Consider the following 16,603-nt stretch of genomic DNA (forward strand, 5'->3'; position numbering starts at 1 on the left):
AACCGGTGTCGCTTCATGTTAAGATTTAATGTCCATTTGTTTTTATAAATTTCGCACTTGAGGTTGCTATGAGCTCATGTTCTCACGAACATCATAATGCATTACATGGCGTACATGACCATCATAATGTCGAAACACGACTTGCTGAAGCGGAAAGCCTCTGTATAACAAAAGGCGCGCGTTTAACTCCGTTACGCAAAGAAGTATTAGGACTAATTTTAAATGCCACAGGTCCTATGGGGGCATATGACTTATTGGCTAAAATCAAGAGCGATTCAGACCGCCCTGCTGCCCCACCGACGGTTTATCGTACTTTAGACTTTCTATTAGAAAAAGGCTTGATCCACCGTTTAACGTCTATTAATGCCTACATTCCTTGTTGTCATCCGCGTGAGGGCCATCAGGCTGCATTTTTAATTTGTACCAATTGTAAAAATGTGACAGAAGCCTCTGCACAGGGTTTATTAACACAATTAGATGCGCTTTCAGCATCTGATCAATTTACTGCACATCACAGTATTATTGAAATTTCTGGGATATGTCAGCAGTGTCGCAACAAATAATAACCGCCCTTCCATTGATTACATTAGACAAAATCAGTGTACGTATCGATGAGCGTGACATTTTAAAAAATGTCGATTTCGCCTTGCATGAGCGAGAAATTGTCACGCTGATTGGTCCGAATGGTGCGGGAAAATCTACCCTGATTAAAGTCCTTTTAGGGATTGTTAAAGCCAATGCAGGCAAAATTCATAGCAATAAAAAATTAAAATTTTCTTATGTGCCACAAAAGTTTAATCCGTCGCATAGTCTGCCTTTACGCGTAAGCGACTTATTGGCTTTAGAAAAATGTGATGCCAATAGAAAAGCAGAAATTATTTACGATACCGGTATTACTAAACTCCAAGACTCTAAAGTTCAGCAACTCTCAGGTGGTGAACGGCAACGTGTCTTGTTGGCACGTGCTTTACTGCGCCAACCTGATGTTCTGGTTCTTGATGAACCGATGCAAGGCTTAGATATTCAATCTGAAGCTGAACTATATGAATATGTAAGAAGCTTGCCGATCAAATATGGTTGTGCCGTATTAATGGTATCGCACGACTTGCAATGGGTCATGCAAGGTACGCACCGCGTGGTATGTTTGAATAAGCATATCTGTTGCAGCGGCTTACCTGAAAACGTGCAGAAGCATCCAGAGTATCAAGCCATTTTTGGCACCAACCGAGCATTCTATCAACATCATCATGATCATTGCGCGCATGGCGACAGTGCAACTCCGTGCCAGCATGATCCGCGTCCTCATATTCACCCAGAACCGGAAGCTTAAGCCATGATGGAATGGTTACAACTATTGTTACCTGCATGGACCATGGGAACTTTACTGGTGTTTCTAACTGCGCCACTGGGTTGTTTAATGTTATGGCGACGGATGTCTTTTTTTGCGGACACCATGGCACATGGCACTTTACTGGGTGTGGCTATTGCCGGTGCCTTAAGCCTGCCGCTATGGTTAGGCGTGACTGCGTTGGCATTTTTATTGGTCGGTATTTTATGGGTACTGCATGACCCTCGTCTGCCCAATGATGCACTGCTGGCTCTTTGTTCAGCCACCTTGCTCTGCTCTGGTTTAATGTTTATTCAACATATTCCAAGTTTGAGACCGGAACTGCTCAGCTATTTGTTTGGCGATCTGCTACAAATTTCATGGTCAAATCTACCCATGTTTGCTTTTGTCATTATTGCAGCTTTAGCTGTGTTGTATAAAAACTGGCAAGCACAAATTCAAATTGCGATTGATCCTGACATGGCAGTCAGTGAAGGCGTGAATGCTAAATGGCAGCGTCTGGTTTTTATGTTGTTATTGGCACTATTTACAGTTTTAGCACTTAAAGCGGTCGGTTCATTGTTGATGGGTGCTTTACTGGTGATTCCAGCATTAACTGCACGCTTACTGGCTAACTCTCCAAAACAGATGGTGATTTGGGCTTTTGTGATTGCACAAATCGGGATTAGTGTCGGTTTATGGTCAAGTGCAGGTTTAGATACCTCGACCGGCTTAACCATTGTGCTGACCATGGCAATTTTATTTGCGCTGATTTTTGCAGTGCAGAAAATGAAGAAGATGGCTTAGTCTTTCCTTTATATCCATTATTTTTTTAAGATGCTTTTTATTTTCCAACAACCTCTGCCTAACCCTCTCCTTTCAAGAGAGGGAAAAATCTTTATTAATTACTGATTAAACTCAGTAATCCGGCTGCACAGCTAAACAACACCGCAAAAGTTCGGTTCATATATTTCTGCTGTTTTGGGGATTTCAATAATCTTAAAACTTTGGCAGCCAGACCGGTATAGCCCGCCATCACGATCAAATCAATTGTAACCATGGTTGCTGCCATAATCAGATATTGAATCCCTTGTGGTTTGGACAAATCCAAAAACTGTGGCAATACTGCAAGTAAAAACACAATGGCTTTGGGATTACTCATATTGATCAAAAAACCATGCAAGACCAATTTGGCAATTGATTTATCCGGTTGTTCCTGTTGAATTTCAATCGACTGAGTCGGTGCTTTCCATTGCAGATAAGCTAAATACAATAAATAGCTTACCCCGAACCATTTCACCACTAGAAAAGCCCAAGGCGTCGTCGCAAAAAGCACCCCTACCCCAGCAGCCACAATTCCGATTTGTAGCAATAATGCCAGCTGTAAACCTAACGCATTCCAGTAGCCACGGCGGAAGCCATAATTCAGACCACTGGACATAGATGCAATTGCCCCTGCACCCGGTGAAATACTGATGACCCAACAAGCCAGCATATACGCCAGCCAAACCTGGTAAGACATAAAATATAGGCAGAAATAAAAGTATAGCTATTATATGATTTTTCACCTTTTATATGTTTGAAAAATTGATCATTAAAAAATAAGCATTGGGCTATTCACCTAGGCAGTGATGAGGCACAATAAAGCCAGCCACGTATTTGATAAAAATTGTTAGGAGCCATGTATGACTGCCCAATCTGTAATTTTACCATTACCTTCAGATCATGCCCGGTTTATTGTTTTGCGTTTAAAAGACTTAACAATTGATGAGTTAAAAGAAAAACTTGAAGATTTATTTACTACACGGGATCGTTTAATCACCCAGCATCCTAACGCGCAAATTAAAACGGGTGTCGCTTTTGGTCCTGAACTTTGGGCAAAACTATATAGCCAGACACCTGCAGGTTTTAAACAACTAGAGCCGATTCAAGGTTCATTTCAAATGCCTGTTGCCGCTGCTGATATATTGATTCATGTTGCATCTCAACGCACTGACATTTGTTTTGCCTTAAGTCAGTCTTTCTTTGAAGGGATTCAAGATAAAGTTGAAGTACTGGATGAACGTGTATGTTTCCGTTATTTCGATGGGCGTGACATTACCGGTTTTATTGATGGAACTGAAAATCCACAATTTCCCGATGACCGTGCCGAAGTCGCTTTACTGGGGGAAGATGCTGGAATTTTTGCCGATGGTTCATTTGTATTCGCGCAACGTTATGCACATAATCTGGAAAAATGGAAACAGTTAAAAGTTGATGCCCAAGAAAATGTAATGGGTCGAACCAAGTTGGAATCGATTGAACTGGACGATGAAGTTAAACCTAAAAATGCTCATATTTCCCGTGTAGTGATTGAGGATGAGAAAGGCGAAGAAATGGAAATTTTACGTCACTCTCTTCCGTATGGAGAAGGTCGAGGTGACCAAGGTTTGTTCTTTATTGCTTATACCAAGAACTTAGAAATTATCGACCATATGTTAAAACATATGTTTGGTACAGCTGGTGACGGTATTCATGACCGCCTGCTTCACTTTGTTACTCCGATGGATGGGGCTTATTATTTTGCGCCGAGTGAGGAGTTGTTAGAAAAAGTTTTGGAAGGGTGAAAAAGAAAAAGCTGGCGAGAGCCGGCTTTTTTCTATAATTCTAATTTAATATTTTTCTTATTTCCTGAAGAATCGCTATAACTTAAATTAAATTGTTTATCTATAGAATAAAAATTTCCAATTCTTCTAGCTTCAATATCAGGTTTTATTTTAATGAGATAATATACACATGAAGACTCTTCATCTGTATCTTCATATTTTTCACCTATTAAATATTGAGATTTTTCCGAATAAGGTAAAAATTTAAAACCATCTAAATTCAGTTTTTTGATTTTTTCATTATTTAAAATATCTCCTATTTCTTTAGAATTTTTCTTTATTTCATCAAATCTATAAATATGATTTTCTGAGTCACTAAGTTTCTCACACTTATTTTGCGAATTAATTTTCAAACATTGATTAAAATAATCTGAAGAATTTGGCAGCAAAATTTGTTTAAATTTAGATAAACTTAGATCTTTTATATTTTCATCAATACTTATTTTTACAAATGCATCCTCTATAATTCTAAAGCATACTTTTGAATCATTATAAGTATTCCGGTAGCTATATAAATCACCAGTAACACATAAATTTTCATTGGAATTGGTGAATTTAATTTGTGATTTTTCTTTTTCAATTTTATAATTTAGGGGATAGATAATTAATGTTTTTTGGTTCAAAGCCACTAGTCGAATATACTTCCCATCATCAATTTTAATAACTGTATAATTTTTATTATAATTTGCACTTTTACCAATATTATTTTCATACAACTTTATATTTTCAACTTTACAATAATAATTATCAATATCATAGTCAAATCCACAAGGCTGTACTTTTATTTTTGATGCCTTATTACTTTCAATTACTTTTGCATTACAGCCCACTATACAAAAAAAACCAGAAAATAATAATATACTAATTTTTTTATTCATTCTATATCTCACACTTATACTATTGTTGATGATATTGATTAATTTTTTCTAAAATTTCTTTAACCATTTCTGTTGATTTTTTATTAGCATGATTAGCCGTACTTTCATAAAAAGATTTAGTGCCATCTGAAATATGACCGCCACAGTTTTGGCTAATTTGATAGCCTTGTGGAGTAGCGATCGATGCCCATTCTTTTGCTGCCTCATATTGAGCATCTTCCGTATTTCCAATCCCTTTAAGAACAAAATTTCCTAGTTTAGGCCTCTTAGAAGGAATTAGGTATTCTCGAAAAATTCTTTCTTGAAGATTTTCATCAAATTTCTCATTTCCGCTTAGTTTAAGTTTTAATTTTGCCTCTCTCATAGGATCTGGAGTTATCTGATATTTACCCACCGCAAACATTCTAGAAGTATCTCTAGGAGACAAAGTATAACTTTCAATAATTTGATTAATTGTTTTATTAGTGACTGTACCTTTTGCTGGATACAAAAAGGAATGTATCACTTTATTCTTAATAGTTCCTGTATTGTATGATTCGTAATTCCCTTCACCATGTGAAATTGCAGAACCTAGTTGCTTGATCAATTCTTCTAAAGAACTGTCCTTTAAAGCTGGACTGTTCATAGGCGCAGTCGCAAGTCCAGTGCATCCTAAAATTGTACTAGCCTTACCGTCTCTTCTAAACAAATTAACTAGATAATCACCATTTAAACCATTTGCGGTCTTGGAAAATAACTTATCGATTTTAAATTCATCTGAAAACTCTCTTACGTCTAAATGAATCCAAGTAGTTGCTCCATGAGATAAGCGCTCTAATCCAAATCTATTATTCGACCACCCCATCGTTGCGTTTAAATATGTGCAAAACCACTCTTTTCTGACGGTATTTTCCAATTCATCTAGACTAACTACTTGACTATTTTTATTATAGATAACTATATCTATAGCTGTACCCATATGATTAGTTGTAGCTCTTCTATTTTTTAAGTTATTATCTACACAACGGTAACCTGATGATATTTTAGCTATTTTATATCCTTTAGGATTAATTTCCTTATCAAAGTAGAACATCATTGCTTTTAACCCCCACACAAGGCTTCGATGCATCCCTTCTGATTCCTTAATAGTTTTTTGAACTTTTACATATTTGTCTGAAGTTTTCTGATAGTTTTCGAATGTAAACGTCCCGATTCTTCTCATTCCAAATCCACTACACTTACCGCATGAACATTTAAAAGAATCTATAAATTTAGCAATTCCATATTCATCACGGAACTTATCTAAAGCTGCTAAAATACTTCCGCATATTTTTCCAGTTTCAGGAACCCCCATATAATCCCGTTGAAATTGTTTTATACATTCCGCTGTTAAAGGAGTAAATTCATCTGTAGGTAATGCGCCTCCAAAGCCTGCTAGCCTAATATTAACCTCTCTGATAAGTTCACTTTTTCCTTGAGATATACATTGAGGATTAGTTTTACATAAATTGAAAGTATCAGTTTTTGGTGTTCCGCCATCCTGACTGCGGTTCTCTTTCATATCAATTTTTATTGCATCCGATAAAGCTTTCTTACCTTCTTCATACCATTCATTAAGCTGCTCTAATGCTTTCTTCTCGTATTCTTCAAATGTATTCACAATTCCTTTATCAGCCTGTTTAGTCTCTTTTTTACTTTTCTCTGCTGATTGAGACTTATTATTTTGAGGGTTTGGCTTTCTATCAATACTTGTATTATTTCCTGTTGCAGGCGTGTTGAGTGGCAGTTTAATCGCTTGCCCGATACTGATTTTATTAGGATCCTTTATCTCATTCAGTCTCTCTAGCACCCGAACTGTTGTATGATGCTGCTGCGCAATAGAAAATAAGGTTTCACCCTTTTTAACCGTATGCGATTTACGCTTATAACTTCCTTCGCTCCCCTTATTCTCTATAGTCTTTAACTCCAAGAGTACTTTAGGACTAATCACTTTGACCAGCATACGATCTTTAGACATTGTAAATGTCTGAACTTTTTTCATACGGCCGCCAAAAAGACTTTTAACGTATACATCTAAGACCGTTCCTTTATCTCTTTGTATTTCATGCAGGCACCCTTTAGAGTTAGTAGAGCCGTGTACTACATGCTGGCCTGTTTTACTGTTTTTAATCTCATATTGGACTTTAGGAATCGGATTGCCTAACAAATCTAAAAGTTGTACTGTCGCTAAAGACTTATTCTTCATTTTTCTTTTATACCCTAGTTATTATTATGTTCTATCAAATTATCTATGTCATAGCCCTGAACACTTAATCCCCAGTACTCATCTAAGCCCACCAAGACTTCTACTTTAGAAGGATCTGCTGTAGTAATTTTGCCAGTACGGCCATGCGCATCAAGCTGACCTGAAACATACGAATTCGTGTCGGGAATAAAAGCTTTATAGCTTAGTAAACTGAAATCAGACTGCCAAAATAGATCATATACATCTAGCCTATTGCTGTAGAAAGCGTTATTCGGAAGTTGAGGAATCTCATATGCCACCTTCCCCCCTCCCACAAAACTATGCTGCCCCGCCTTACTTTCAAACTTGCCACCCGTAGTAGTAAAAATCCCTTCACCATTAATTTTTAACTGCGAACCGCCAGCAGTCAGTACAATTTCTTTCGGACTGATCATTTCAATCTTATCTTCGGTCGAAATCAGCTTAATGACTTTGCGTGCAATGAGTTCAACTGCATCATCTTGAGCTTGTAATTCAACCTTTCCTTTTGCAGCGAAAGCCCTGAATCCCTCTTGTGCTGCAAAAAGACTAATTTTTTTACTCGCATGCCCAATCAAAGACTTTTGCGTACTGAAACTAATGCTCTCTCCGGCACTATGATTAATCTGTCGATCTGTAGAAATATAAATATTTTCATTGCTGGAAAGTGCAATCGAATGAGGCGAAGCGAGTAGCATTAAAGCCTGTTTAAAATTATCCGCCTTTTCTTTTTCCCCACTTTCAATTTGCTCAAGAAAAGCCTTTAAATTTTCCAAAACATCCAACGGATCTGTCAGCTGATTTTCCGCAACTTGACTCAATACCTGAGCATTATGCAAACTCGATTGCAGTTGAGTGCTTGCTTCATTTGTACTGAGATGGTTAGCATTGGCCTGATCTTGATTATGTGTCGAAATCAGCAAACCTTTACCCGCTCGTAGAGCTCCCCATTGATCTGTCCTTAATTCAAAACCTTCGCCACGACCATCACTGGTCTCGGCAGCTTTAGGGTGGCTCAAGTTACCGAGGTTTAGCTGACTTACACCATGGCTGCTGTGCAATTGGGTACTGATCTGTCCTGCCGTATCATCAAAACGGAGCTGGTTAAAACCGGCACCACCCACCTCTTGAGAGCGAATACCGCTGAGTTTTTTCGTATCGGGTAACTGACCTTGAATATCGAACATGGTCTGATGACGTTCAGCTTCATGAATTCGTCCGACCACAAAAGGTCGATCCACATCACCTTCAAAGAAATCAATCACTACAATTTCACCAATTCGAGGATGGAATCGCGCGCCATAACCTTCCCCTGCCCAAGGGGTCAACACATCTACCCAGGCCGAGTCAGTATCATTATCATTGCTTCCGGCTCCGCCATCATGACCATGGTCGTCCGCACGGGTAAACATGAAACGGACTTTGATACGCCCCCAAGCGTCCACATAAATGCATTCACCTTCAGGTCCAACCACTTTGGCGCGTTGCGGATAGGCCATAGGTCGATGCATTAAAGGACTATATTCAGGCACCACGGTAACATTACGACGTACCACATACAGTTCATTGGCTTGTCGTTCATCACCTTGATGTTGCCAGCGGCTTAAACTTAGTAAGGCATCTAACTGATGCAGAATATCTTTGGGCAAATTATTATGGTTATAAAAAGCTTTGCCCAAAATTAAAAATTCTTTATCTGAACCTGAATGCAGATCAATTTCTGGATGATCGATTAATTCAAACCAATACCCTACCTGTGCATCACGTACACTGCTATGGGCAGTGAAGTATTTTGACTGTAAGTCTTGGTACTGTGACAGCTGCTGATTCAGTTTATCTAACTGCTGACTGCATGCAGTTGTAGTCTGATCCGCATCGGTTAAATCTGCTGTCCAGGCCGGGCTGATGCTCCAGACTTGCTCCAAGCTTAAGGTTTCATTATCTTGTACATTACTATGTTGATGATTACTAAGCAGACTATTGGCTTGATCTTGGGATAGACTACTGGCTTGCCAACGCTGTACCTGAATGGCTGTTGATTGCAAATAGCGTTCGGCGATAAAACTGGTGATGCTATCTAAGCATTCTGTAGCATGACTGCGATAGAATCGGATCGATCTTCTGTTTAACGCCTTATATTGATGATTATCATCAATTAAACATAGCTTCTGTGGCTGAATTGTGGAGGCGGAAACTTTAACGCAGTGTTCAGACTCATCAATCAGCCAGTTAATGCCTTCACTGCGCCATAGTCGTGTCAGAAATTCATAATCCGTTTCATTGGATTGCATTGCAAAAGGACGGATATCATAATCTCGGGTTAAGCCCTGAGTATTGAGACTCAAGCTGGCTGCAAATAAGCTACTTTTACTTCGCCATTCTTTAAACAGTATTTCGCTGATATCTCGTACGCTTTTATTCATGAAAACACGACTATTCCGGCGCTTCTGCCAAAGTGCCGTCGCATCTTCAATCATGATTTTATAAACCGTTAATGCCCCATCACTCTGACCTTGGCTCGCACCCGTAACCACACCTGTGATTCGAGAAAGTTCACCTATATCAGTAACTTGATCGACAGCGACTCGCCCGCCTATAAATTGCTTCAGGGGAATATAAGCATTAGTCGACAAGCAAATCAGTTCAGCCTTGAACCCATGATTAATGCGATGTTGTCCTTCAATTCTTTGAATAAAGACCTGAGGGTTGAGTAACTCATTGGAAAAATATAAATGCAGGGCACGCTTTTGCAAACTTAAGCCCATACCTTCAATCACAGCATGAATAGTGTTTAACATAATAATTTATTGTTTTAAGGATATTATTTTAATTAGTGGCTGCATTCTAGGAAATGTTGTTTTTTTAGTCTAGTGAATTTTTTGTTAATGCGATAAAAAACCATAAATTCAGTCCAGCCTATTTAAATCTTTCAAAAAATACAGAGATTAAATTAGACTTTTATTTTTCGGTTCCTGTCTTACTGCTACACTGAAAAGCATAATAATACTCAAGAGTTCGGGTCATGATTGACATCCATTCCAAACTACCTGCACAAGGGCTGACTATTTTCAGTGTAATGACCGCAATGGCACATCGTCTGAATGCCTTAAATCTCTCTCAAGGTTTTCCCGATTTTGCAGCCCCGCCCGCATTATTGAAAGCTTTAAGCCAAGCTACCTTAGATGGTTTTAATCAATATGCACCAAGTGATGGACTAATTTCACTACGCGAACAATTGGCACATCAATTTTTAAAACGTGATCAATTGGTGATAGATCCCATCTCTGAAATCACCATTACCCCCGGCGCAACCATTGGAATTTTTTGCACTATTCAGGCACTCATTCATACCGGTGATGAGGTCATCATTTTCGATCCCTGTTATGACAGTTATGGACCCAGCGTGAAACTGGTTGGCGCTAAAGCAGTCCATATTCCTTTGCTTGCGCCCGGATTTTCCGTGGACTGGAATCAAGTCAAAGATGCCATCAGTGACAAGACCCGCATGATCATTGTGAATACTCCCCATAATCCGACCGGAGCGACTTGGTCTCATCAGGACTGGTTAAATTTAATTGAACTGATTCGTGACAAGAACATTGTGGTGCTGTCCGATGAAGTCTATGAACATCTAGTTTATGATGGTCAAAAGCACTACTCAGCACTGTCTTTTCCTGAATTGCGTGATCGAAGTATTGTGGTCGGCTCTTTTGGTAAAACCTTCCATGTCACTGGTTGGAAAACCGGTTACTGCATTGCCTCACCTGAACTGATGAAACTCTTTAGACAGGTGTATCAATTTGTCAGTTTCTGCGGTGTCACACCCATACAGATGGCACTGGCGACGTTTATGCAGCAACATCCTGAACATATTGATCAGCTTGCCGACTTCTATCAGGAAAAACGCGATCTTTTTAATTCTGGCATCCGCAACTCACGCTTTCATTTTACCCCGTCGCAAGGAACTTATTTCCAGAACTTAAATTACAGCGCCATTCGCCCCGATTTAAACGATGTCGAAATGTGTAAATTTCTCGCTGAGCATCATGGCATCGTTGCAATTCCAGTTTCGGTTTTTTATCAGCAAGCTCCCGAAAATTTACGTTTAATCCGTTTTTGTTTTGCCAAAAAAGATGAAACCCTAGAACAGGCATCTGCCATTTTATCCACTGTTTAAGTTCATGATTTTTTCATCATTTCAAGCCTTAGTTACTTAATCACTAAGGCTTTTTTAAGCGAACTCAGGTAGGGTGAGCTTAAGTCTGAAAATGATAAAAATACCTTTTACAGGACGTTCAATGCCTCATCATCAACCATTGCTCAATCAACAAAAATTATGGAAAACTTTTTTAATTTTCCTGTTGCCATTGATTGCGACCAATATTTTACAAAACCTGTCCGGAACTATTAATACCATTTTTGTCGGGCAAATGATGGGGGTAAATGCCATTGCCGCCGTGGCTGTATTTTTTCCGATTTTGTTTTGTCTGATGGCTTTTGTGATTGGTCTTTCAGCGGGCGCGACGGTATTGGTTGGGCAAGCCTGGGGCGCTCAAAATGTTGAAAAAGTCCGCTGTGTGGTCGGTTCAACCCTGTTCATGACTTTAATTGGCGGTAGTATTATTGCCCTGTTGGGAGTGTTTTTTGCTGAACATATTTTGCTTGCCTTAGGGACAGATCCGGATGTGATGCATCTTTCATTGCCTTATGTACAGTGGATGCTTGCCGGCAGCCCCTTGCTGTTTATCTATATCATTTATACTTCAATTTTGCGCGGTGTCGGCGACAGCACTACACCGCTAATTGCTTCTGGTATGACTATTCTGATTGGCGTATTCATTACTCCGGTACTAATTGCAGGGTATTTTGGCTTTCCTAAAATGGGCATTGTTGCACCTGCCATTGCCACCATTGTCGGTTATCTGGCAGTACTAATCTTTTTGGCCATGTACTTAAATAAAAAAGATCATCCTTTAAAACCTGACCGTCATCTGCTCGGCCATATTCGTCATCAACCTGAACTCAGTAAAATTATTCTGCGTTTAGGCATTCCAACCGGTATTCAAATGGTCACGACATCCGTTGCCGGTTTGGTGATTGTAGGCTTGGTGAATCGTTATGGTTCACATGCAACCGCCGCCTATGGTGCAGTCAATCAGGTATTGAATTACATTCAGTTCCCTGCCCTGTCTATTTCTATTGCCGCTTCCATTTTTGCCGCTCAAGCCATTGGTGCGGGGAAATCGGAACTCCTGAACAAAGTGACGCGTACTGCCCTCGGTATGAATATCCTGATTACCGGTGGTTTGGTGGCTTTGGCTTATCTATTTTCAAAATATTTGATGGCGCTGTTCATCACTGACCCGACGGTGGTTGTCCTTGGGCAGCAACTTTTATTTATTGTGTTGTGGTCGATTATCTTTTTTGGTGCGAGCGCCATTTTTGCTTCAATCATGCGTGCCAGCGGTACCGTAACTGTTCCAATGATCATTAATATTGTTGCCATTATTGGCATTGAAGTGCCATGTGCCTATTTGTTCAGTCAATGGTGGGGTTTACAGGGCATCTGGTATGCCTATGCATTGGCCTTTGTCTGCTTATGTATTCTTCAAGCTCTGTATTATCAGTTTGTGTGGAAGAAAAAAACAGTTCAAGCCCTAATTTAAAAATCAATTTAGGCCAGTTATTACCTTTTCCAACCATCTTACAGCACGCTGCCGGGTGGAGTCATCCGCAGTCTCGCCCCCACAATAATTTAAGCAGTAATTACGTTATTGAATTGGCGAAAACTACAGTAAAAAATTGATTTGATGGCTGTTTTCTTGCCGATGGCTTATCGGTGAATAGCAGCCATAGTGCTTCTAAAAACAAGCAAAGGATGGGTTATAGCGACAAAGTGGTGGGTTTCAAACCGGTAACATTATTTGCGGCCATTTCAGCAGTCACCAAATACATTGGTTTTATTGCCGCGGCCTCAACCACCTATGAAGAATCCTAGCGTTTGGTACCTAAATATGCCTCTTTAGACCATATCAGTAAAGGTCATGTGACACGAAATGTGGTGACTACCCTTTCCGCAGATACGGCACGCAGCTTTGGGTTTACTGCGCATCCGGACGCAAAAGTCCGTTGCGAACGTGCGGATGATTTTATTGAAGTGACACAAAAATTTGGAGATTGCGAGGAAGTGGATGCTTTCTTCTACACTATGCGGCTGGTTTGCTCTTTAGTCTTTTTTTATTTACTGAAACAAACTTCGGATAATTCACATGATCAATAATCCAGATCATCCAACAGGGATTTTTTAAATCTATTTCTGTTAGGGATAGCATCTCTAACCACAAATGGGCATACAAATCAGGAACTGAACTGAACTGAACTGAACTGAACTGAACTGAACTGAAATCATGTTGACCATGCTTAAGCGTTGCGGTATTGCTTTTAAATTATGTAAATTGCATCTAGGCAGTGGGCTATTTTTCATATTTTCGTCTTTGCTGTTTCGCAAAATGCATGCCCACTCTATAAGATTTTTTTGATCTAACTTATTTTTTCTATTATTAAAAAATTTGATTTTAACGTAATTTAAGTACTGATATTTAAACCCTTACTTATTTAAATTCTGTTAGTTTCTTATTTCTTATTTCTTATTTCTTATTTCTTATGTCTTATTTCTAGATATAAGTTCTTTTTGATTTCAATCCTGTTTTAGCCAGTTTTGGGTATTTAAGGCATAAAGAAACCCGCTATTTGCGGGTTTTAATATCTATGTTTTAAGCCGATTTCTTGTTCCTATTGCCTAATTTTGTGGCCAATGCAATAACACGCTGATACCCGGTCGGCAAAATACGCTGCATCAAATCAACAGCTTTAGCATCATTACCAATCAATAAACGACGCTTGTCTTTTTGCACAGCCTCAATAATTTGACGCGCTGCTTCTTCAGGAGGACAGCGCAATAATTTATTAAAAGATTTTGCTGATCTTTCAGGATGCATGCCTAGGCTTCGAATACTGTCATTCATTTTTGCTGCATTGGCAATATTGGTACGAATACCGCCTGGGTGAACACATAGCGCACTCACTCCACAGTTTTCCATATCCAGTTCCTGACGTAAGGATTCAGTAAAACCACGTACTGCAAACTTGGTGGCATTATACGCAGACTGGGTCGGTTGAGCCGTTAAACCAAACAGACTGGAAATATTGATGACATGGCCTTCACCCGATTTCTTGATTAAAGGTAAAAACTCTTTGGTACCGTAGACTACGCCCCAGAAGTTAATGTTTACAATCCATTCCAGTTCTTCATAACTTGCCCCTTCAACAGTTGAACCTAGGGCAACTCCGGCATTGTTAAAAATCATATTTACTGAACCATGATCCTGCACGGTATCTGCAGCCCATTCTTTCATAGCATCACGGTCAGCCACATCAAGCTTTTTGGTGGTTACGCGCACATGACTTTGTTTTACCAATTCAGCAGTTTGTGCCAAGCCTTGTTCATTCACATCACTTAAAGACAAATGACAACCTTGCTTGGCCAAAAGTACAGCCAATTGCTGACCAATACCTGAACCGGCACCGGTAATCGCAGCAACTTTATTTTTAAAATTCTTCATTACACATCCTTATTCAATTTTTTTCTGCGCCACCTATCTAAACATTTCGATTCTTTTTCTGTAGGGATGATGTGCAGTTCATCCCTCTAATATAATTTTGACAATCATCATTGTCAATATAATATGGAATCAATCGCAAGATCAGACAGCATCTGTCCATTTCGAGCATAGGTCTACGATTAAATTATTGTTAACATAGGGCAAAACCTGGATTTAATTCGGCACACGACATTTATGACTGAACAACACGAAAATCTTGAAGAAAAACAAAATAAACCCTCAAAAACCAAAGAACGCCAATTTAAAGGCCTGTCTTTAACTGAGCGTAAACAGGCACGTCGTGAAAAGCTGATTGAAGCGGGTATTGAGGCTTATGGCACGCATGGTTTTTTTGCGGTGACGGTAAAAGATATTTGTAATGAAGCCAAATTGACTGAACGCTATTTCTATGAATCTTTTAAGAAAAGTGATGAGCTTTTTCAAACCATCTTCTTAAAACTGATCGATCAATTGCAGCACAATGTCATGCAAGCCATCATGCAGGCATCGACCGATCCGCGAAAAATGATTGAATCTGGCTTAACCGCTTTACTCACCACTTTAAAAGACAATCCAGGTATGGCACGGATTATTTATATTGATGCCATGCTGGTTCAAGAGCTGCATAATCAAGCCACCATTCATGAAACCATGTTGCGTTTTGACCGCATGATTCATGCTTTTGTCATGTTGATGATGCCGCACATTAACCGTTCTGAACGTGAAATTTCTTTAGTCGCAACCGGGCTAAATGGATATGTCACACAAATTGCGATTCGCTGGGTAGTCAGTGGCTTCAAACAATCGATGCAAGATGTTTTATCGTCTTGCAGTCTTGTTTTTCTATCTTTACTCGATACTTTTTCAGAAAAAGAAAAAATAGTGAAAAAACAAAGTTGATCTTAAAATTTAGGTTAAAAATCATCACAATCTATTGAAATAGTTAAATTTATATGACTGATTTATTTTAAATTGTTTATTTTTTTCGCATAAAAATTGTCACATTTCTTTGCTAAAATTGGCATATAGCCCTTTTCTGCAATGATACTGTCATAATTAATCTTTGTAATAAGCCTGTCATAAATACAAAACGGTTCACCGTTAACATCAAATAGGATATTGCGTTGTGAAAGATGACTATATATTAATCGTCGATGACGAACTCCCCATTCGAGAGATGATTCATACATCTTTAGACATGGCAGGCTTTCAATGCTTACAGGCAGAAGATGCTAAACAAGCCCACCAAATGATCGTGGATCAACGCCCTGCGCTTATTTTATTAGATTGGATGTTACCAGGTGGTATCAGCGGAGTTGACCTCTGCCGTCGCTTGAAACGCGATGAAAGCTTAAATGAAATTCCAGTGATTATGTTGACTGCGCGCGGTGAAGAAGACCATAAAGTACAAGGTCTCGATGCAGGTGCAGACGACTATATGACCAAACCTTTCTCGACTCGGGAACTGGTTTCACGCATTAAAGCGGTGTTACGTCGTGCCAATGCATTAAGTGGCGAAAAAACCATTGATGCCAATGGCCTGATCCTTGATCCAGTCAGCCAGCGTGTCAGTTATGGAGACAGTATTTTAGAGATGGGACCTACGGAATACCGTCTATTGGCCTTCTTCATGACCCATCCAGAACGTGCCTATACCCGTGCTCAATTGCTTGACCAGGTTTGGGGTGGTAACGTATATATTGAAGACCGTACTATTGATGTGCATATTCGCCGTTTACGTAAAGTGCTGGAACCTTTTGGGGTAGATCGCTACATACAAACCGTTCGTGGCACAGGTTATCGTTTTTCTACCCGCACAGATGTCGCTTTAGGTTAGTCGTTTTTTAGGT

At 39.4% G+C, this 16,603-nt stretch carries 15 protein-coding genes; 10 read left to right on the top strand and 5 right to left on the bottom strand.

Going from position 1 to position 16,603, the window contains the following annotated elements; genetic code table 11:
* Positions 1 to 68 precede the first annotated feature (68 nt).
* Genes E0H89_RS13065 through znuB form a run of 3 tightly spaced genes read left to right on the top strand, consistent with a single transcriptional unit; the run spans position 69 to position 2,134 of the window.
* On the top strand, positions 69 to 563 hold the full coding sequence (locus E0H89_RS13065; RefSeq protein ID WP_131217723.1) for a transcriptional repressor: 495 nt from the start codon (positions 69 to 71) through the stop codon (positions 561 to 563).
* Entirely contained in the window at positions 539 to 1,330 is a 792-nt protein-coding gene (znuC, locus tag E0H89_RS13070) for a zinc ABC transporter ATP-binding protein ZnuC (protein WP_131217724.1), read from the top strand. The genes E0H89_RS13065 and znuC overlap by 25 nt, the downstream gene beginning before the upstream one ends.
* A gap of 3 nt (positions 1,331 to 1,333) precedes the next feature.
* The gene (gene znuB, locus E0H89_RS13075) at positions 1,334 to 2,134 is read left to right on the top strand and encodes a zinc ABC transporter permease subunit ZnuB (RefSeq protein WP_131217725.1); all 801 of its coding nucleotides are present in this window, start codon (positions 1,334 to 1,336) and stop codon (positions 2,132 to 2,134) included.
* A 94-nt stretch (positions 2,135 to 2,228) separates the two neighbouring features.
* Here the strand turns inward: znuB and E0H89_RS13080 are convergent, their stop codons facing one another.
* Positions 2,229 to 2,849: a LysE family transporter gene (locus E0H89_RS13080; RefSeq protein WP_131217726.1), complete on the bottom strand. Its 621-nt coding sequence runs from the start codon at positions 2,847 to 2,849 to the stop codon at positions 2,229 to 2,231.
* Positions 2,850 to 3,012: 163 nt separating this feature from the next.
* Here E0H89_RS13080 and E0H89_RS13085 point away from each other — a divergent pair, with 163 nt between their 5' ends.
* Positions 3,013 to 3,933, top strand: coding sequence for a Dyp-type peroxidase (locus E0H89_RS13085; RefSeq protein ID WP_131217727.1), 921 nt, complete (start codon positions 3,013 to 3,015; stop codon positions 3,931 to 3,933).
* Positions 3,934 to 3,965: 32 nt separating this feature from the next.
* On the opposite strand, the gene E0H89_RS13090 is transcribed toward E0H89_RS13085, so the two are convergent.
* Genes E0H89_RS13090 through E0H89_RS13105 form a run of 3 tightly spaced genes read right to left on the bottom strand, consistent with a single transcriptional unit; the run spans position 3,966 to position 9,890 of the window.
* Positions 3,966 to 4,850, bottom strand: coding sequence for a hypothetical protein (locus E0H89_RS13090; protein WP_250697873.1), 885 nt, complete (start codon positions 4,848 to 4,850; stop codon positions 3,966 to 3,968).
* Between the two features lie 19 nt (positions 4,851 to 4,869).
* The gene (locus tag E0H89_RS13100) at positions 4,870 to 7,074 is read right to left on the bottom strand and encodes a LysM peptidoglycan-binding domain-containing protein (RefSeq protein ID WP_131217729.1); all 2,205 of its coding nucleotides are present in this window, start codon (positions 7,072 to 7,074) and stop codon (positions 4,870 to 4,872) included.
* 14 nt (positions 7,075 to 7,088) lie between these two features.
* On the bottom strand, positions 7,089 to 9,890 hold the full coding sequence (locus tag E0H89_RS13105; protein ID WP_131217730.1) for a type VI secretion system Vgr family protein: 2,802 nt from the start codon (positions 9,888 to 9,890) through the stop codon (positions 7,089 to 7,091).
* A gap of 224 nt (positions 9,891 to 10,114) precedes the next feature.
* Between E0H89_RS13105 and E0H89_RS13110 the strand changes: the two genes are divergently transcribed.
* From E0H89_RS13110 to E0H89_RS16560, 4 genes are all read left to right on the top strand, one after another.
* Positions 10,115 to 11,269 carry a methionine aminotransferase gene (locus E0H89_RS13110; protein WP_131217731.1) on the top strand — a complete coding sequence of 385 codons (1,155 nt, stop codon included), beginning with the start codon at positions 10,115 to 10,117 and terminating at the stop codon, positions 11,267 to 11,269.
* 121 nt (positions 11,270 to 11,390) lie between these two features.
* A complete protein-coding gene (locus E0H89_RS13115) occupies positions 11,391 to 12,758 on the top strand; it encodes an MATE family efflux transporter (protein ID WP_131217732.1) in 1,368 nt (455 codons plus the stop codon).
* Positions 12,759 to 12,931: 173 nt separating this feature from the next.
* Positions 12,932 to 13,090: a hypothetical protein gene (locus tag E0H89_RS16555; RefSeq protein ID WP_205755858.1), complete on the top strand. Its 159-nt coding sequence runs from the start codon at positions 12,932 to 12,934 to the stop codon at positions 13,088 to 13,090.
* 3 nt (positions 13,091 to 13,093) lie between these two features.
* The gene (locus tag E0H89_RS16560) at positions 13,094 to 13,372 is read left to right on the top strand and encodes a hypothetical protein (RefSeq protein WP_205755860.1); all 279 of its coding nucleotides are present in this window, start codon (positions 13,094 to 13,096) and stop codon (positions 13,370 to 13,372) included.
* Between the two features lie 493 nt (positions 13,373 to 13,865).
* Here the strand turns inward: E0H89_RS16560 and E0H89_RS13125 are convergent, their stop codons facing one another.
* The gene (locus E0H89_RS13125; RefSeq protein WP_131217733.1) at positions 13,866 to 14,714 is read right to left on the bottom strand and encodes an SDR family NAD(P)-dependent oxidoreductase; all 849 of its coding nucleotides are present in this window, start codon (positions 14,712 to 14,714) and stop codon (positions 13,866 to 13,868) included.
* 234 nt (positions 14,715 to 14,948) lie between these two features.
* On the opposite strand from E0H89_RS13125, the gene E0H89_RS13130 reads away from it, so the two are divergent.
* Complete coding sequence (locus tag E0H89_RS13130; RefSeq protein WP_131217734.1) at positions 14,949 to 15,653, top strand: TetR/AcrR family transcriptional regulator; 705 nt, start codon at positions 14,949 to 14,951, stop codon at positions 15,651 to 15,653.
* 226 nt (positions 15,654 to 15,879) lie between these two features.
* The gene (gene phoB / locus E0H89_RS13135; protein WP_131217735.1) at positions 15,880 to 16,590 is read left to right on the top strand and encodes a phosphate regulon transcriptional regulator PhoB; all 711 of its coding nucleotides are present in this window, start codon (positions 15,880 to 15,882) and stop codon (positions 16,588 to 16,590) included.
* The last annotated feature ends 13 nt before the right edge of the window (positions 16,591 to 16,603 follow it).

It is taken from the genome of Acinetobacter sp. ANC 3781, assembly GCF_004331285.1.
In the GTDB taxonomy this organism is placed as follows: domain Bacteria; phylum Pseudomonadota; class Gammaproteobacteria; order Pseudomonadales; family Moraxellaceae; genus Acinetobacter.